Origin of the sequence: Teichococcus aestuarii (assembly GCF_042651065.1) — a bacterium.
GTDB classification, from domain to species: domain Bacteria; phylum Pseudomonadota; class Alphaproteobacteria; order Acetobacterales; family Acetobacteraceae; genus Pseudoroseomonas; species Pseudoroseomonas aestuarii.
Map to the genome: position 1 here is coordinate 12,864 of NZ_JBHSCH010000037.1, position 16,729 is coordinate 29,592.

Here is a 16,729-nt window from a genome sequence, read left to right on the forward strand (position 1 = left end):
AACCAGGGCGCGCCGGTGGCGCGCCCTGCTGCGTTCCGGGGCCGCCACCCGGGGCCGCCCACCCAGGGTCGCCACAAGGCCGCCGCCCGGCCGCGGCGGCGGCGCCAAACCGCATCCGGCACGCCCCGCCCGCTTTGAATCCGGCGCCGCTTGCCCTATTGGCAGGGGTCAAATCCACGGCGGGTACCCCACCGCCCCGATCGCCGCCGGAAGCCCATGACCAATACCCCCCTGTCGCGCATCCGCAACTTCTCGATCATCGCCCATATCGACCACGGCAAATCCACCCTGGCCGACCGCCTGATCCAGGCCACTGGCTCCGTCGCGCTGCGCGACATGAAGGAGCAGATGCTCGACAGCATGGAGCTGGAGCAGGAGCGCGGCATCACCATCAAGGCCGCCTCCGTCCGGCTCGACTACAAGGCCAAGGACGGCAACGACTACGTCCTGAACCTGATGGACACGCCCGGCCATGTGGACTTCGCCTACGAGGTGAGCCGCAGCCTGGCCGCCTGCGAGGGCTCGCTGCTGGTGGTCGACGCCTCCCAGGGCGTCGAGGCGCAGACGCTGGCCAATGTCTACCAGGCGATCGACGCCAACCACGAGATCGTGCCGGTCCTCAACAAGATCGACCTCCCCGCGGCGGAGCCGGAGCGGGTGAAGCAGCAGATCGAGGACGTGATCGGCCTCGACGCCTCGGAGGCGGTGGAGATCTCCGCCAAGTCCGGCCTGAACATCGAGGGCGTGCTGGAGGCCATCGTCCACCGCCTGCCCGCGCCCCAGGGCGACCCGGACGCGCCGCTGAAGGCGCTGCTGGTCGATAGCTGGTACGACCCCTATCTCGGCGTCATCATCCTGATCCGGGTGAAGGACGGGACCATCCGCAAGGGCCAGAAGATCCGCTTCATGGCCGAGGGCACCACCCAGACGGTGGACAGCGTCGGCGTCTTCCGCCCCAAGATGACGCCCGTGGACTACCTCGGGCCGGGCGAGATGGGCTACCTCAACGCCGCCATCAAGACGGTGGCCGAGACCAATGTCGGCGACACCATCACCGACGACCGCAACCCGGCGGCCGAGCCGCTGGCGGGCTTCAAGCCCTCCATCCCGGTGGTCTGGTGCGGCCTCTACCCGGTGGATGCCGACGATTTCGAGAAGCTGCGCGATTCGCTCGGCAAGCTGCGGCTGAACGACGCCTCCTTCCACTTCGAGGCGGAAAGCTCGGCGGCGCTCGGCTTCGGCTTCCGCTGCGGCTTCCTCGGGCTGCTGCACCTGGAGATCATCCAGGAGCGGCTCTCGCGCGAGTTCGACCTCGACCTGATCGCGACCGCCCCCTCGGTGGTCTACAAGCTGACGACGAACAAGGGCGAGGCGATCGACCTGCACAACCCGGCCGACATGCCGGACCCGACGCTGATCGAGAAGATCGAGGAGCCCTGGATCAAGGCCACCATCATGGTGCCGGACGAGCATCTGGGCAGCATCCTGACGCTCTGCTCCGAGCGGCGCGGCCAGCAGGTGGAGCTGACCTATGTCGGCAACCGCGCCATGGCGGTCTACCGCCTGCCGCTGAACGAGGTGGTGTTCGACTTCTACGACCGCCTCAAGAGCGTCAGCCGCGGCTACGCCTCCTTCGACTACGTGATGGACGGCTATGACGAGGGCGACCTCGTGAAGATCTCCATCCTGGTCAACAACGAGCCGGTGGATGCCCTCTCCTTCATGGCGCACCGCACCCAGGCCGAGCGGCGCGGCCGCTCGATCTGCGAGAAGCTGAAGGAGCTGATCCCCCGCCAGCTCTTCAAGATCCCGATCCAGGCGGCGATCGGCGGCCGCGTCATCGCCCGCGAGACGATCTCGGCGATGTCGAAGGACGTCACCGCCAAGTGCTATGGCGGCGACATCTCTCGCAAGCGCAAGCTCCTCGAGAAGCAGAAGGAGGGCAAGAAGCGCATGCGGCAGTTCGGCAAGGTCGAGATCCCGCAATCGGCCTTCATCGCCGCCCTCAAGATGGACAGCTGAGGGCACGCCAAGCCGCTGTTTTTTGGCTGACCTTGCGGGAAGGAAACGCTAATCGGGGAGGATCGGCGCGCCGCGGCCGGGTTGGGCCGGGCGTGACGATTCGCCCCGCCTCCACGTCCGGGGCGGCCTAGACGGGAGAGAATATCCATATGATCCGCCGCCATCTGCTGGCCGCGCTGCCGGCCCTCGCCGCCGGCCTCGGCACCCTGGGCACCGCCCTGTTGGGCGCCGCCCCCGCCGCGCAGGCCCAGGCGAACTATCCGAGCCGCACGATCTCCATCATCGTGCCCTTCGCCGCCGGCGGGCCGACCGACACCGTCACCCGCCTGGTGGCGGAGGTGATGGCGCGCGACCTCGGGCAGTCCGTCGTGGTGGAGAATGTCGGCGGCGCCGGCGGCACGCTGGGCGCGGGCCGCGTCGCCCAGGCCCGGCCGGACGGCTACACCCTGCTGCTGCACCACATCGGCATGGGCACCACACCCACCCTCTACCGCCGCCTGCCCTACGACCCGGTGGGCGGCTTCGAGCCGATCGGCCTCGTCACCGAGGTGCCGATGACGGTGATCGCCCGCAAGGACCTGCCGGCCAGCAACCTGGCCGAGCTGGTGGCGCTGGTGCGCAAGGAGAAGACCGGCATCAACTACGCCAATGCCGGCATCGGCGCCGCCAGCCATCTCTGCGGTCTGCTGCTGCAGAAGGCGATCGACGCGCCGATGACCACCGTGCCCTACCGCGGCACCGGCCCGGCCATGACCGACCTGATCGCCGGCACGGTGGACGTGATGTGCGACCAGACCACCAACACCACCAGCCACATCCGCGCCGGCGCGGTGAAGGCGTACTCGGTCACCACGCCGCAGCGCCTGGCCTCCCTCCCCGACGTGCCGACCGGCGCCGAGGCAGGGCTGCCGGGCATGGAGGTGACCATCTGGCACGGCCTCTACGCGCCGAAGGGCACGCCGGTCGAGATCCAGGAGCGGCTCTCCAAGGCGCTGCAGGCGGCGCTGCGCGACGAGCGGCTGGTCCAGCGCTTCGCCGATCTCGGCACCGAGCCGGTGTCGCAGGACCGCGCCACCCCGGCCGCGCACAAGGCCTTCTGGGCGGCCGACATCGCCAAGTGGCGCCCGGTGATCCAGGCCGCCGGCCAGTACGCCGACTGAGGGCAGAGGCCGGCTGAGGGCACGCCGGCCGGGGCCATGCAGGGCCGCGCCGGCACCCCTGGCGCGGCACGCCGTCGGAGAGGCGCCGCCCGGAGAGGCGCGCCCGAGAGGCGCGGGGGAGGCTGAACACCCGCGGTGAAATCGCGCAGGCGATGGAGTGGGCCTTGTGCGCCAGCCATGGGCGGCGCATGGAACCTTAGCATGGATCGACCCCGGCCACCGCGAGGAGCAGCATGACCGGACCGGTTCCGGACCGGAACCCCACCGTTCGCCTGCACCTGCTGCTGATCGCCCTGGCCGCGCTGCTGCCGGTCTGGGGCCTGGCCGGGCATGTCGCCGGGCGGATGGCCGATGCGGAGCGCACGCGGATCGTCACCGCCGCGCAGGGCCGCAGCCGCGAGCTGGCCTTCATGCTGGAGCGCGACCTGCTCAGCCTGCAGGCGGAGCTGGCGGCGCTTGGCAGTTCGCCCAGCCTGCTGGAGGGCAACCTGGCCGCCTTCCGGGCCCAGGCCCTCGCCCTGCCACTGCGGCAGAAGGCGCGGCTGCGGCTGACCGACGCCGATGGGCGCGTGCTGATCGACACCGCCGGAACCCCGGAGGCCGGAGCTCCGGAGACCGGAGCCCCGAAGGCCGGCGCGGCGGCGCTGGACGCGCCGCCCCAGCGCGGCATTTCCGGCCTGCAGCCCCCCGAGCGGCCGGGCGCGCCCCAGGGCGTCGACATCACCCAGCCCGTCCCGCAGGCCGAGGGGGGCCCGCCCGAATACTTCCTGGTGGCCACCATCGACCCGGCCTGGCTGTGGGGCCAGCACCTGGAATGGGCTCAGCTGCCGCCCCGCTGGTCGGCGGCGGTGGCCGATGCCGCCGGCAACATCGTCGCCCGCCGGCCGCGGGAGCCGGAGGATGGCGGCGCCCCCGCGCCCTATGCCGGCGCCGCGCGGAATGCCCTGCAGGAAGGCCGGCCGCTCGGCTGGGCGCGGGACAATGCGGCGGATGGCCGCCCCCTCTACGTCGCCTGGCACCGGGTCGACAGCGCGCCCTGGATGGTGCTGGTCAGCCTCCCCAGCCAGATGGTGGATGGCGCGCTGCTGCGGCTGCTCTCGCCCGTGCTGCTGGTGGGCGGCCTGATGCTGCTGCTGTTCACCGGCGCCCTGGCCTTCTGGGTGGACCGGCGCATGGCGATGCCGCTGGAGCGGCTGGGGCGCATGGCCGCCAGCTTCGGCCGCGGCGTGGCGCTGCCCCCCTTCCCGCCCACCGGCCTGCGCGAGATCGACAGCGCCGCCGCCGCCCTGGCCAGCGCCGCCACCGAGCGCGACGCGCTGGAGGCCGAGCGCATCGCCCTCAACGTCCGGCTGCAGACCGTGCTGGAGAGCACGCATGACAGCGTGCTGGTGCTCGACCGCGACGGCACCGTCCTCTACATGAACGGCCGCGCCCGGGCGCAGATGGGGCCGCAATGCCCCGGCATCGGCCGGCCGCTGCATGAGAGCTTCCCCGGCTGGGAGGCCGGCCCCTTCGGCGCCGCCTGCCAGCGCGCCGTGGCCGAGGGCACGCCGCAGAGCGCCACCGCCTTCCACCCCGCGCTCGGCCGCTGGATCGCGGCCGACATCTATCCCTCCACCGAGGGGATGTCCCTGTTCTTCCGCGATGTCAGCGATGAGCGCGCCGCCCAGGCGGCGCTGCGCGAGAGCGAGGCGCGGCTGAAGGCGGTGCTGGAGAACGTCTCCGTCGGCATGTTGCTGGCCGAGGCGCCGGGCGGGCGCATCCTGCTCGGCAACCGGCGCATGGAGGAGATCCTGCGCCGGCCCGTCCCCCTCTCCGCCGCCGTCGAGGCCTACCGGGAGGACTGGGAGTGCTACCATGCCGATGGGCGGCGGGTGGACGGCATGGAGTTCCCGCTCGGCCGCGCGCTGCTGACGGGGCTGCCGGCCAATGGCGAGTTCCAGCTCCGCCGCGGCGACGGCTCCATGGTCTGGCTGCGCGCCGCCGCCGCGCCGGTGCGCGACGCGCAGGGGCGCGTCACCGGGGCGGTGGTCGCCCTGTCGGACATCGACGCCGAGCGCCGCGCCGCCGAGGCGCTGCGCGAGAGCGAGCTGCGCTTCCGCACCCTCGCCGAGGCGATCCCGCAGATCGTCTGGTCCACCCTGCCGGACGGGCGGATCGACTATGTCAATCCGCGCCTGCAGGATTTCACCGGCCTGCCGCCCGGCCTCGCCATGGAGTCGCTGGCCCGCATCGTCCACCCGCGCGACCAGGGGCGGGCCGAGCGCGCCTGGCAGCGGGCGCTGCGGCGGGGCGAGGCCTTCTCGGCCGAGCTGCGGCTGCTGCGCGCCGAGGGCGGCTGGCGCTGGTGCGTGGTGCGCGCCCTGCCGGTGCGCGGCAGCGAGGGCACCATCCTGCGCTGGATCGGCGCCGTCACCGACGTGTCGGAACTGGCCGAGGCGCGCGAGGAGCTGGCGCGCCAGGTGGCGGCCCAGACCGCCTCGCGCGAGGCGGCGGTGCGCTCCGCGGCGGCGCTGGCGGCCTCGGAAAGCCGCTTCCGCCGCTTCGCCGAGGCCAGCCCGGACGTGATGTGGATGACCAATGCGGACGGCACGCAGGTGGAGTTCATCAGCCCCGCCTTCGAGCAGATCTGGGGCATCCCGCAGGAGCGCCTGCTGGCCGACAAGGTCGTCTGGGTCGATTCGATCCACGCGTCCGACCGCGACCGCGTGCTGGAGGACTGGCGCGGCTCGCTGCAATCCGGCCGGTTCGACGCCGAATACCGCATCCTGCGGCCGGATGGCGGCATGCGCTGGATCCGCGACATCGGCTTCCCCATCCTCGACGCGCGGGGAGTGATGACGCGGCGCGGCGGGCTGGCGCGCGACGTGACGGCGGCCAAGGCGGCCGAGGCGCGGCAGATCCTGCTGCTCGGCGAGCTGAACCACCGGGTCAAGAACACCCTGGCCACGGTGCATTCCCTGGCGTTGCAGACGGCCCGCACCGCCGGCGAGAGCCCGGACGCGATGCCGCGCTTCCTGAAGGACTTCCAGGCGCGCCTGCTGACGCTGGCGCGCGCGCACGACCTGCTGACGGCCCGCACCTGGCGCGGCGCCACGCTGGAGGACACGGCGCGCGCCGCCCTCGCACCCTGGCAGGCGGCGGCCGAGAACGGCGAGGAGAGGCTGGCCATCAGCGGCCCCGCGGTGTGGCTGGCCCCCCGCCAGACGCTGGGCCTGGCGCTGGCCTTGCATGAACTGGCCACCAATGCCACGAAGCATGGTGCCCTGACCCGTGCCGAGGGGCGCATTCTGGTACGCTGGCAGGGCCTGCCGGACGGAATGGTGCAGCTGGACTGGCAGGAGCGGAATGGCCCGCCGGCCCGGCAGCCCCTCCGCCGCGGCTTTGGCAGCCGCATGCTTGAAAGGGGCTTGCCAGCGGAGCTGGGTCTGGGTTCCTCCGTCACCTTGACCTATGCCGAGACTGGCTTCGAGGCAGCGATTCGCTTTCGTCCCGTGAATGGGCCCCAAGTTGAAGAGGAAACCGCATGAGCGGACTGAACGGCCGCCGCATTCTGGTCGTCGAGGATGAGGCGCTGATTGCGATGCTGGTCGAGGATGCGCTGCTGGAGGCCGGAGCCCACGTTCTTGGTCCGGCCGCGACGGTGGAGGAGGCCATGGCGCTGTTCGATTCGGAGCATCCGGAAGCCGCCGTGCTCGATATCAACCTCGCCGGCCAAGCTTCCATCCCCGTGGCGGACCGGCTGGTGGCGCACGCCATTCCCTTTGTCGTCGCCACCGGCTACGGCGCGGCGGGGCTGCCGGAACGGCACCGCAACGTGCCGGTCCTGGCCAAGCCCTACGACCCGCACGACCTCATCGCCGCGCTGGAGCGGGTCTGCCGCTGACGGAAAAGGCCGGGGAAGCGGACCTCCCCGGCCCCTGCCCCGGCCTGCGCGGGCGTGGCGCCCTCAGCCGCGCAGCACGCGGCCGGCCACGGCGTCCAGCTTCGCCATCAGCGCCGGGTCGCGCTTCTCCGGCGGGGTGACGATGGCGTATTCCAGCGCCCGGTCGCAGCCCGCCGGGCAGGCGCCGCGCGGCGCGCCCAGCCGCGGCACCACCGCCTTCACCAGCGCCTTGGCGCGGTCGGCATTGGCGTGCAGCACCTTCACCACCGCCTCGACCGAGACGTGCTCGTGGTCCGGGTGCCAGCAGTCGAAATCGGTCACCATGGCGATGGTGGCGTAGCAGAGCTCCGCCTCGCGGGCGAGCTTGGCCTCGGGCATGTTGGTCATGCCGATGACGTCGCAGCCCCAGGCGCGGTACAGCTCGCTCTCCGCCTTGGTGGAGAATTGCGGGCCTTCCATCACCAGGTAGGTGCCGCCGCGCTTGTGCTTCAGGCCGATCTCGCGCGCCGCCTCCTCCGCCGCGTCGCCGAGGCGCGGGCAGACCGGGTGCGCCACCGACACATGCGCCACGCAGCCCGTCTCGAAGAAGCTCTTCTGGCGGGCGAAGGTGCGGTCGATGAACTGGTCGACGATGACGAAGGTGCCGGGCGGCAGGTCGCCGTTCAGCGAGCCGACGGCGGAGAGGGAGAGGATCTCCGTCACGCCCGCGCGCTTCAGCACGTCGATATTGGCGCGGTAGTTCAGCGCCGAGGGCGGCACGCTGTGGCCGCGCCCGTGGCGGGGCAGGAAGACGCAGCGCACGCCCCCCAGCCGGCCGAACAGCAGCTCATCCGAGGCCTCGCCCCAGGGGCTGTCGATGCGGCGCCATTCGCGCTCCTCCAGCCCGTCGATGTCGTACAGGCCGGAGCCGCCGATCAGGCCGATGACCGGCTCGATGGTCTCGCTGCTGGGGGTCTGGCTCATCGGATGTCCCTCCGGTGGGTGTCGGCCGGGGCGCGCGCGTGGCGCCGGGCGTGGAAAAGGGCCGCCCGGGCGGGCGGCCCCTGATTCGCTCAAGATCTCTGCGGCAGGGACCGCTCCCGGTGGGCGATCCCGTGCAGGCTACGTGACCGGGTCGCCGCCGACGCGGGCCCAGATCTTCCGCTTCACGGCATAGGTCAGGCCGCCCAGGATGATCAGGAACAGGATGATGCGCACGCCCATGGCGCGGCGGGTCTCCAGCTCCGGCTCGGCCGCCCAGGCCAGGAAGGCCGAGACGTCGCGCGTCATCTGGTCCACCGTGGCGCGGGTGCCGTCGGCGTACTGGATCTGGCCGTCGCTGTTGATCGGCGGCGCCATGCCGATCTGATGACCGGGGAAGTACTTGTTGTAGTACATCCCCTCCATGACGGTGACGCCGGCGGGCGGCGGGTCCTCGTAGCCGGTCAGCAGCGCATGGATGTAGTCCGCGCCGCCGACACGGGCCTTGACGATCACCGACAGGTCGGGCGGCAGGGCGCCGTTGTTCGCCGCGCGCGCCGCCGCGTCATTGGGGAAGGGGCGGCGGAAGCGGTCGGAGGCGCGGCCGGGGCGCTCGAACATCTCGCCATCGTCGTTCGGGCCGTCCTGGATCTGGTAGCTGGCCGCGACGGCCGCCACCTGCTCGGCGGAGAGCCCGATGTCGCGCAGGTTGCGGTAGGAGAGCAGCCGCATCGAGTGGCAGGCCGCGCAGACCTCCTTGTAGACTTGGAAGCCGCGCTGCAGCTCGCCCCGGTCGAAGGTGCCGAACAGCCCGTCGAAGGAGTAGCGGGTGTCGGGGATCTCGATATGCCCTTCCGCCGCCTGAGCGCCGGGTGCGGCCATCAGCCCGAGGGAGAGGGCGGCCGCGAGGGCCGCCGCCTTCAGTTTCAGGGCGGGAAGTTTACGCACCGGCATCATGCCTTCTCCATGGGCTTGGCCACGGCGGCGCCGGGCAGGGGGCCGCCGCCACGCAGCACGGCCTTGGCAATGCTCTCGGGCAGCGGGAGCGGCCGCTCGATCTTCGCCAGCAGGGGGAGGATCACCAGGAAGTAGGCGAAGTAGTAGGCCGTGGAGAGACGGGCGATCAGCACGTAGACGCCCTCGGCCGGCATGCCGCCCGCCCACATCAGGACGAAGAAGTTCACGCCCCACAGCATCAGGAACCACTTGGCGATCGGGCGGAAGCGCATGGAGCGCACCGGCGAGCGGTCCAGCCAGGGCAGCACGAACAGGATGGCGATGGCGCCGAACATCATCAGCACGCCGCCGAGCTTGTTCGGCACCGCGCGGAGGATGGCGTAGAAGGGCAGGAAGTACCACTCGGGCACGATGTGCGCCGGCGTCACCAGCGGGTTGGCCGGGATGTAGTTGTCCGGGTGGCCCAGGTAGTTCGGGCTGAAGAACACCAGGAAGGCGAAGACGATCAGGTAGACGATGATCCCGACGCTGTCCTTGATGGTGTAGTAGGGGTGGAAGGGCAGCGTGTCCTGCGGACCCTTCGGCTCGATGCCCAGCGGGTTGTTGGAGCCGGTGATGTGCAGCGCGGCGATGTGCAGGAACACCACGCCGGCGATCACGAAGGGCAGCAGGTAGTGCAGGCTGAAGAAGCGGTTCAGCGTCGGATTGTCGACCGAGAAGCCGCCCCACAGCAGGGTCACGATGGCGTCGCCCACCAGCGGGATGGCGGAGAACAGGTTGGTGATGACGGTGGCGCCCCAGAAGGACATCTGGCCCCAGGGCAGCACGTAGCCCATGAAGGCGGTGGCCATCATCAGCAGGAAGATGGTGACGCCGAGCATCCAGAGCAGCTCACGCGGCGCCTTGTAGGAGCCGTAGTAGAGGTTGCGCCAGATGTGCACGATCACCACGATGAAGAACATGCTGGCGCCGTTCATGTGAACGTAGCGGATCAGCCAGCCGTAGTTCACGTCGCGCATGATGCGCTCCACGCTCTCGAAGGCGAGCGAGGTATGCGCGGTGTAGTTCATGGCCAGGAAGATGCCGGTGGCGATCATGATCATCAGGTTGATCATCGCCAGCGCGCCGAAATTCCAGAAGTAGTTGAAATTCCGGGGAGTCGGGAAGGTCCCGTACTCCTTTTGCATCATGGTGAACACCGGCATGCGCTGGTCGATCCAGCGCACCACCGGGTTTGTGAAGCTGCTCTCGTGCAGGCCGGATGCCATGGGGTGCGGTCCTCAGCCGATGCGGATCTGGGTATCGGAGGTAAAGCTGTATTCCGGAACCGCAAGGTTCGTCGGCGCCGGGCCGCGGCGGATACGGCCGGAGGTGTCGTAGTGGCTGCCATGGCAGGGGCAGAACCAGCCGCCGAAATCGCCGCGGGCGTCGGTCGGCCGCTGGCCCAGCGGCACGCAGCCCAGATGGGTGCAGACGCCCAGCACCACCAGCCAGGGCTTGCGCTCCACGCGGGCGCTGTCCGGCTGCGGGTCGCGCAGCTCGCCCAGCGGCACGGTCTCGGCCTCCTGGATCTCCTGCGCCGTGCGGTGGCGCACGAAGACCGGCTTGCCGCGCCACATCACGGTCACGGCCTGGCCCTCGGTGATGTGGGCGAGGTTCACATCGGTGCTGGCCAGCGCCAGCACGTCCTTGGCGGGGTTCATCGAGTGGATGAACGGCCAGACGATGGCGCCCACGCCGACCGCCGCGAAGGAGCCCGCCGCCAGTTTTAGGAAGTCCCGTTTGGTGCCCTGGTCGGGGCCATGGGCACCTTCCCCATGGGCGCCACCCATTTCGGGGGAGCTGCTCGGCGCAAGCGTATCGGCCATGCCTCATCGTCCCTTTTGGCGGCCGCCCCGATATCCTGGCAGGCGGGCCGACCGCTAATCCCTGTCCGCAGAACTGCGGCAGCGACGGCCACGCGCGAAGCCGCGCTGCAACACCGTGCGCCGGCGCCATATAAAGGCAGGCGTAGCAGGGTGGCAATTGCTGCGGGCGCTGCCGTGCGACATGCGACACGCTTCCGGCCCTTCCTGCCGCGCCCACGCCACACCGGTTGCGGCCGGCCGGACGCCGCGCTAGCGCCGCCCCGCGCCCCGCCGACCGGGCCGCCGCAGGAGTTCCGCCCCGCCATGCCCGACACCCCGCCCCTCCCCGCCCACGGCGCCCATCCGCTGGCCGCGCCCGCCCGGGCCTGGTTCGAGTCGCTGCGCGACCGGCTCTGCGCCGCCTTCGAGGCGATCGAGGACGAGCTGGAGAGCGGGCCGCATGCCGGGCTGGCCCCTGGCCGCTTCCAGCGCAGCGCCTGGGAGCGGACGGATGGCGACAGGCCGGGCGGCGGCGGCGTCATGTCCGTCATGAAGGGGCGGGTGTTCGAGAAGGTGGGGGTGAACGTCTCCACCGTCTGGGGCGAGTTCAGCCCCGAGTTCCGCAAGCAGATCCCCGGCGCCGAGGAGGACCCGCGCTTCCTGGCCACCGGCGTCTCGCTGGTGGCGCACATGCGCTCCCCCCGCGTGCCGGCAGCGCACATGAACACCCGCTTCATCACCACCCGCCGCACCTGGTTCGGCGGCGGCGGCGACCTGACGCCGATGGACATGCAGGCGCCCGAGTCGCTGGCGGACGGCGCCAGCTTCCACGCCGCCTTCCAGGCCGCCTGCGACCGGCACGACCCCGCCTACTACCCGCGCTTCAAGGCCTGGTGCGACGAGTACTTCTTCCTCCCCCACCGCAACGAGCCGCGCGGCCTGGGCGGCATTTTCTACGACTGGCTGGGACGGGACGAGCCGGAGGGCGAGAACCTCGCGGCGCATTTCGCCTTCACCCGCGACGTGGGCGAGGCCTTCCTCGCCGCCTACCCCGCCATCATCCGCCGCCGCATGCACGAGCCCTGGACCGGGGCGGAGCGCGAGCACCAGCTCATCCGCCGCGGCCGCTACGTCGAGTTCAACCTGCTGCACGACCGCGGCACGCTGTTCGGCCTGCGCACCGGCGGCAACACCGAGGCCATCCTGATGTCCATGCCGCCCGAGGTGCGCTGGCCCTGAGGGGCGCCCCGGGGCGGCGATGAAAGGCGGCGGGGAGGGGTGGCGCGGACGCGCCGCTTTCCGGCATCTTGCCCCGGTCCAAGAGAACGAGACCGGAGGATTCGCCCGATGACCACCCGCCGCACCCTGCTGGGCGCCACCCTGGCCCTGCCCACCCTGGCCCTGCCCACCCTCGCCACCCAGGCCCGCGCCCAGGGCGCCGGCAACTGGCCGGACCGCCCGGTGCGCATGGTCGTGCCCTACCCGCCCGGCGGCTCCACCGACCTGCTGACCCGCCTGCTCTGCGAGCGGCTGTCGCAGAAGCTCGGCCAGAACTTCGTGGTGGAGAACCGCCCCGGCGCCGGCGGCAACATCGGCATGGACGCCGTGGCCAAGGCCACGCCCGACGGCTACACCTTCGGCGCCGCCACGATCGGGCATTTCTCGATCAACCAGTATCTCTACAGCCGCATGCCGTGGGACATCGACCGGGACTTCATCCCCGTCTCCCTCACCTGGGAATTCCCCAACGTGGTGGTGGTCTCCAGCCAGCACGTGCCGGCGAAGACGCTGCAGGAATTCATCGACTGGGTGCGCAAGCAGCCCAACGGCGTCTCCTACGGCTCGCCCGGCGTCGGCACCACGCCGCACCTCTCGGGCGAGATCTTCCGCAACCGGCTGAAGCTGGATGCCACCCACGTCCCCTTCCGCGGCGCGGCGCAGACCATCCCGGCCATGCTCTCGGGCGACGTCACCTTCGCCATCGACAACCTCGCCTCCTACGTGCCGGTGATCCAGGAGGGGCGGATGCGGGCGCTGGCCGTGACCGGCGCCCAGCGCTGGCCGACCCTGCCCGACGTGCCGACCATGGCCGAGGCGGGGATGGAGGATTTCGTCATCACCTCCTGGGGCGCCTTCGTGGCGCCCGCCGGCACGCCGCGCCCGATCGTCGACAAGATGAACGCGGCGCTGCGCGAGATCGCCGCCGACGAGGCGCTGAAGCAGCGCTTCCTGCAGGCCGGCGGCACGCCGCTCTGGTCCACGCCGGAGGACGCCATCGCCCGCGGCAAGGCGGAGCGGCCGATGTGGCAGGACGCCGTGAAGTCCTCCGGCGCCCGGGCGGACTGAAGCGGCGCTCCGCCCCCGCCTCCTGGCGCGCCATGCGCCGGGGGCGGGGCAGGAACATCCGGCCTTGGCGCGGGGCCGGCGCGGCGCCATACCCCGGGGCATGGCGCAGGACCTCACCTCCCCCGCCGGGCGGCGCGCCGCCTGGCTCAACAGCCTGTTCGTCGACCACGCCGTGCTGCGGCTGGCCTGGCGCAACTGGGGCGTGGTGGCGCCCGGCCGCCTCTACCGCTCCAACCACCCCAGCCCCTTCCAGATGCGGCTGGCGGTGAAGGGCACGGGCATCCGCAGCATCATCAACCTGCGCGGCCACCGGGAGAGCTGCGGCTCCGACGCGCTCGGCCGCGCCATGGCGGCGGAGCTCGGGCTGGAGCATGTGGACGCGCCACTGGAATCGCGCGGCGCCCCGCACAAGGACCGGATGCTGCGGCTGGCGGAGATCTTCACCCGCCTGCCGGAGCCGATCCTGATCCACTGCAAATCCGGCGCCGACCGCACCGGGCTGGCCGCCGGCCTCTGGCTGCTGCTGCAGGGGGAGAGCGTGGAGGTGGCGATGCGCCAGCTCTCCTGGCGGCATGGCCATGTCTCGGCCAGCAAGACCGGCATCCTCGATGCCTTCTTCCGCGAATACGCCCGCTTCCTGAGCGCCCACGGCCCCAAGCCCTTCCTGGACTGGGTGCGCGAGGATTACGACGAGGACGCGCTGCGCGCCGCCTTCCGCAGCCGCGCCTGGGCGGACCGGCTGGTGGACGGCATCCTGCGCCGGGAGTGAGGCGGCCGGCCGCGGCTCAGCGGCCGGCGGGCGGCACCGGGCAGGCGAGGTCGCCTTCCCCGCAGTTCAGATAGGCCTGGAGCGCCTCCAGCCGCTGCCGCGTCAGCCCCAGCAGGCATCCGGACTGCGCCGCCGGGTGGAAGGAGCCGCCGCGCGAACCGGCGGTGGCGAAGGCGCATTCCGCGTCCCGGAAGCGGAGCCAGGCCCGCTGCGCCTCGGTCAGCGGGGCGCGCAGCGGCGAATCCGCGCCCAGCCGGGCGATGAGGGCGCGGTAGGCCGCGTTCAGCGCCAGGTCGGCCTCGCCGAGCTCCCGGGCGAGGCAGGCATTCATCCCCGCCTGCGTCTCCTCCGCGCCGCAGGCCGGCGCGGCGCGCGCCGGGCCGGGCACAGCCAGCGCCAGCAGCAGCGCCGCCAGCCCCGTGGCGGCCGGGATACGCCGAGCCCGCATCATGCCGTCTCCACGCTGAAGGCCTGGGTCCGCACCATGCGGGCGTAGAGCCCGTCCCGCGCCATCAACTCGGCATGGCGGCCCTGCTCCACGGCGCGGCCCTCCCGCATCACCACGATGCGGTCCGCCTGCTGCACGGTGGAAAGGCGGTGCGCCACCACCAGCGTGGTGCGCCCGGCCCGCAGCCGCTCCAGCGCGCGGCCGATGGCGGCCTCGTTCTCGGCGTCCAGCGCGCTGGTGGCCTCGTCCAGCAGCAGCACGCGCGGGTTGCGCAGCAGGGCACGGGCCAGCGCGATGCGCTGCCGCTGCCCGCCCGAGAGGCGCGAGCCGCCCGGCCCCAGCACCGTGTCGTAGCCGCGCGGCAGGGCGGTGATGAAGTCGTGCGCCGCGGCGGCGCGGGCCGCCTCCTCCACCGCCGCGCGGCCGGCGCCGGGGTGGCCATAGGCGATGTTGGCCAGCGCCGTGTCGTCGAAGATCACCGCCTCCTGCCCGACATAGGCGATGGCGGCGCGCAGCGAGGCCAGGGTGACGTCGCGGATGTCGGCGCCGTCGAGCAGGATGCGGCCCTCGGTCGCGTCGTAGAGGCGCGGCAGCAGGGTCAGCGCGGTGGACTTGCCGGCGCCGGAGGGGCCGACCAGCGCCACGGTCTGCCCCGGCTCGGCGGCGAAGCTGAGGCCGGAGAGCGCCGGCGGCCCCCCCTCCTCCCCCTCGTAGTGGAAGCCGACCGCCTCGAAGGCCAGCCGCCCCGCCCCCTCGGGCAGCGGCCGGGCGCCGGGCCGCTCGGTGATGCGCGGCGGGCGGTCCATCACGCCGAAGACGCGGATCAGCCCGCCGAAGCCCTCCTGCAGGGCGGCGTTGAGCGAGCCGAGGGCGCGCATCGGCCGGGTGGCCAGCAGCAGCGCGGTGATGAAGCCGGTGAACTCGCCCACCGTGCCGCGGCCGGTGCTGACCTTCCAGCCGACGAAGGCGAGCACGCCGGCCACGGCGATGCCGCCCAGCGCCTCGAGGATCGGGTCCAGCTTGGCGCGGGTGCGGGCGATGGTGAGCAGCGCCTGGCGCAGATCGGCGAAGGCGCGGGCGGCGCGGCCCTCCTCCTGCGCCTCCAGCCCGTAGCTGCGCACCACGCGGGCGGCGGCGAAGCTCTCGGTCAGGATGGCCGCCGTCTCGCCCACCCGCTCCTGCATGCCGCCCGAGGCGCGGCGGATGCGCTTGCCGAGCCGCATCACCGGCACCACGGCGATCGGGTAGAGCACCACGAGGATCAGGCTCATGTGCCAGTCGAGCCAGATCATCGAGGCGACGAGGCCGACCACCGTCAGCCCGTCCGCCAGGCCGTTGATGGCCTTGGTCAGCGCCTCGCGGATTGCCTGGGCGTCGGCGGTGAAGCGGGCGGCGTAGCGGGCCGGCGCCTCCCGCGCCACCAGCGCCAGGTCGGTGCGGGTGAGGGAGCGGAACAGGTCGTTCTGCAGCGACTCGATGACGCGCAGCACCACCGCCTGCACCGAGACCGCCTGCCCGTACTGCGCCAGCGACTTCAGCGCGGTGATGACGACGATGACCGGCGGCACCAGCCAGACGATGCGCCCGTCGCCCTCCGTGAACAGGTCGAAGGCCTGCTGGATGACCAGCGGGTAGAGCGCGGTGAAGCCGGCCAGCGCCGCCGTGCAGAGCAGCGCCAGCAGGATGCCCCCGCGGTGGTGCCGCACATAGTCGCGCCACAGGCGGGCGAGCAGGGCTTTGCTGGTCTCGGGCGGGGGCAGGGCTTTGGCCATGCGCGGCGCTTAAAGCGGATCGGCCCCGCGTGGAAGCGCCTTGCGGCGGCGCGGCCCCGGCCCACCAGGGCGAAGCGAACGGCGCGCTTTTCTTGCAAATGATTATCATGTCAAAGTACCTGACAATCATTCGCAGTAATGCTCGCGAAATCTCCATCCGGGTTACTGGAACGATCCGGCGCCTCGCGCACTATTCCCGTAATCCCTTTGATGGTTGAGGAGACCGCGACCATGTCCTTCGCCGACGCCACCGACGCCGCCTGCACCAAGTGCAAGTTCTTCGACAACCACACCGCCATGGCCGAGGCCGGGGAAGGGCTGTGCCGCTTCAACCCGCCGGTGAGCCAGCCCAGCGCCGAGGCGCATGGCCTCTGGCCGGTAGTTTCCTCGCAGGATTGGTGCGGCCATTTCAGCCAGGATGCGATGCGCTCCGGCGTGGCCGACTGACACCGGCTCCTCCCCGAGAGGCGCCGGCGCCCGCGGGCGGACCGGCCCCGCTGCGCGGGAGCGGGTGACGCGCCGTAGCGCGGCATGGAAAAGGGCGCCGCCCCGGTCGGGGCGG

Annotated in this window: 14 protein-coding genes; 8 read left to right on the plus strand and 6 right to left on the minus strand. The window is 71.9% G+C overall.

Translation table 11 applies throughout. The annotated features are described in order from the left end of the window. Positions 1–216 precede the first annotated feature (216 nt). The 4 genes from lepA to ACFOY6_RS14525 all read left to right on the plus strand — a co-directional run bounded on the left by lepA (position 217) and on the right by ACFOY6_RS14525 (position 7,068). The gene (gene lepA / locus ACFOY6_RS14510) at positions 217–2,022 is read left to right on the plus strand and encodes a translation elongation factor 4 (protein WP_109518427.1); all 1,806 of its coding nucleotides are present in this window, start codon (positions 217–219) and stop codon (positions 2,020–2,022) included. Between the two features lie 149 nt (positions 2,023–2,171). Continuing rightward, positions 2,172–3,182: a tripartite tricarboxylate transporter substrate-binding protein gene (locus ACFOY6_RS14515; RefSeq protein WP_109518428.1), complete on the plus strand. Its 1,011-nt coding sequence runs from the start codon at positions 2,172–2,174 to the stop codon at positions 3,180–3,182. Positions 3,183–3,415: 233 nt separating this feature from the next. After that, positions 3,416–6,712, plus strand: a complete 3,297-nt coding sequence (locus ACFOY6_RS14520) for a PAS domain S-box protein (RefSeq protein WP_379651468.1) — start codon at positions 3,416–3,418, stop codon at positions 6,710–6,712. Next, entirely contained in the window at positions 6,709–7,068 is a 360-nt protein-coding gene (locus ACFOY6_RS14525) for a response regulator (RefSeq protein WP_109518430.1), read from the plus strand. The genes ACFOY6_RS14520 and ACFOY6_RS14525 overlap by 4 nt, the downstream gene beginning before the upstream one ends. A 63-nt stretch (positions 7,069–7,131) precedes the next feature. On the opposite strand, the gene ACFOY6_RS14530 is transcribed toward ACFOY6_RS14525, so the two are convergent. From ACFOY6_RS14530 to petA, 4 genes are all read right to left on the minus strand, one after another. Beyond that, positions 7,132–8,031: an S-methyl-5'-thioadenosine phosphorylase gene (locus ACFOY6_RS14530; RefSeq protein WP_109518431.1), complete on the minus strand. Its 900-nt coding sequence runs from the start codon at positions 8,029–8,031 to the stop codon at positions 7,132–7,134. 138 nt (positions 8,032–8,169) lie between these two features. Then, complete coding sequence (locus ACFOY6_RS14535; RefSeq protein ID WP_456316601.1) at positions 8,170–8,982, minus strand: cytochrome c1; 813 nt, start codon at positions 8,980–8,982, stop codon at positions 8,170–8,172. Next, positions 8,982–10,253, minus strand: coding sequence for a cytochrome b (locus tag ACFOY6_RS14540; protein ID WP_109518433.1), 1,272 nt, complete (start codon positions 10,251–10,253; stop codon positions 8,982–8,984). The genes ACFOY6_RS14535 and ACFOY6_RS14540 overlap by 1 nt, the downstream gene beginning before the upstream one ends. A 12-nt stretch (positions 10,254–10,265) precedes the next feature. Next, the gene (petA, locus tag ACFOY6_RS14545) at positions 10,266–10,853 is read right to left on the minus strand and encodes a ubiquinol-cytochrome c reductase iron-sulfur subunit (RefSeq protein ID WP_109518434.1); all 588 of its coding nucleotides are present in this window, start codon (positions 10,851–10,853) and stop codon (positions 10,266–10,268) included. A 303-nt stretch (positions 10,854–11,156) separates the two neighbouring features. Between petA and hemF the strand changes: the two genes are divergently transcribed. The 3 genes from hemF (at position 11,157) to ACFOY6_RS14560 (ending at position 13,947) form a co-directional block, all read left to right on the plus strand. Next, positions 11,157–12,071, plus strand: coding sequence for an oxygen-dependent coproporphyrinogen oxidase (gene hemF / locus ACFOY6_RS14550; RefSeq protein ID WP_379651471.1), 915 nt, complete (start codon positions 11,157–11,159; stop codon positions 12,069–12,071). Positions 12,072–12,179: 108 nt separating this feature from the next. Next, a complete protein-coding gene (locus ACFOY6_RS14555; protein ID WP_379631214.1) occupies positions 12,180–13,178 on the plus strand; it encodes a Bug family tripartite tricarboxylate transporter substrate binding protein in 999 nt (332 codons plus the stop codon). Positions 13,179–13,278: 100 nt separating this feature from the next. Next, entirely contained in the window at positions 13,279–13,947 is a 669-nt protein-coding gene (locus tag ACFOY6_RS14560; protein WP_109518490.1) for a tyrosine-protein phosphatase, read from the plus strand. Between the two features lie 16 nt (positions 13,948–13,963). On the opposite strand, the gene ACFOY6_RS14565 is transcribed toward ACFOY6_RS14560, so the two are convergent. Continuing rightward, positions 13,964–14,395 (minus strand): lysozyme inhibitor LprI family protein, encoded by a 432-nt coding sequence (locus tag ACFOY6_RS14565; protein WP_379651474.1) that lies wholly within the window; start codon positions 14,393–14,395, stop codon positions 13,964–13,966. After that, positions 14,395–16,167: an ABC transporter ATP-binding protein gene (locus ACFOY6_RS14570; protein ID WP_379651476.1), complete on the minus strand. Its 1,773-nt coding sequence runs from the start codon at positions 16,165–16,167 to the stop codon at positions 14,395–14,397. Before ACFOY6_RS14570 ends, ACFOY6_RS14565 begins: the two co-directional genes overlap by 1 nt. 231 nt (positions 16,168–16,398) lie before the next feature. On the opposite strand from ACFOY6_RS14570, the gene ACFOY6_RS14575 reads away from it, so the two are divergent. Then, positions 16,399–16,614 carry a hypothetical protein gene (locus tag ACFOY6_RS14575; RefSeq protein ID WP_109518439.1) on the plus strand — a complete coding sequence of 72 codons (216 nt, stop codon included), beginning with the start codon at positions 16,399–16,401 and terminating at the stop codon, positions 16,612–16,614. Positions 16,615–16,729: the final 115 nt, after the last annotated feature.

Excerpts from the sequence above, each read along its gene's own strand:
- ACFOY6_RS14575 (WP_109518439.1), top strand. The coding sequence starts at position 16,399 with ATGTCCTTCGCCGACGCCACCGACGCCGCCTGCACCAAGTGCAAGTTC.
- hemF (WP_379651471.1), top strand. The coding sequence starts at position 11,157 with ATGCCCGACACCCCGCCCCTCCCCGCCCACGGCGCCCATCCGCTGGCC.
- ACFOY6_RS14520 (WP_379651468.1), top strand. The coding sequence starts at position 3,416 with ATGACCGGACCGGTTCCGGACCGGAACCCCACCGTTCGCCTGCACCTG.
- petA (WP_109518434.1), bottom strand. The coding sequence starts at position 10,853 with ATGGCCGATACGCTTGCGCCGAGCAGCTCCCCCGAAATGGGTGGCGCC.
- ACFOY6_RS14570 (WP_379651476.1), bottom strand. The coding sequence starts at position 16,167 with ATGGCCAAAGCCCTGCCCCCGCCCGAGACCAGCAAAGCCCTGCTCGCC.
- ACFOY6_RS14560 (WP_109518490.1), top strand. The coding sequence starts at position 13,279 with ATGGCGCAGGACCTCACCTCCCCCGCCGGGCGGCGCGCCGCCTGGCTC.
- lepA (WP_109518427.1), top strand. The coding sequence starts at position 217 with ATGACCAATACCCCCCTGTCGCGCATCCGCAACTTCTCGATCATCGCC.
- ACFOY6_RS14535 (WP_456316601.1), bottom strand. The coding sequence starts at position 8,982 with ATGCCGGTGCGTAAACTTCCCGCCCTGAAACTGAAGGCGGCGGCCCTC.
- ACFOY6_RS14525 (WP_109518430.1), top strand. The coding sequence starts at position 6,709 with ATGAGCGGACTGAACGGCCGCCGCATTCTGGTCGTCGAGGATGAGGCG.
- ACFOY6_RS14515 (WP_109518428.1), top strand. The coding sequence starts at position 2,172 with ATGATCCGCCGCCATCTGCTGGCCGCGCTGCCGGCCCTCGCCGCCGGC.
- ACFOY6_RS14540 (WP_109518433.1), bottom strand. The coding sequence starts at position 10,253 with ATGGCATCCGGCCTGCACGAGAGCAGCTTCACAAACCCGGTGGTGCGC.
- ACFOY6_RS14565 (WP_379651474.1), bottom strand. The coding sequence starts at position 14,395 with ATGCGGGCTCGGCGTATCCCGGCCGCCACGGGGCTGGCGGCGCTGCTG.
- ACFOY6_RS14555 (WP_379631214.1), top strand. The coding sequence starts at position 12,180 with ATGACCACCCGCCGCACCCTGCTGGGCGCCACCCTGGCCCTGCCCACC.
- ACFOY6_RS14530 (WP_109518431.1), bottom strand. The coding sequence starts at position 8,031 with ATGAGCCAGACCCCCAGCAGCGAGACCATCGAGCCGGTCATCGGCCTG.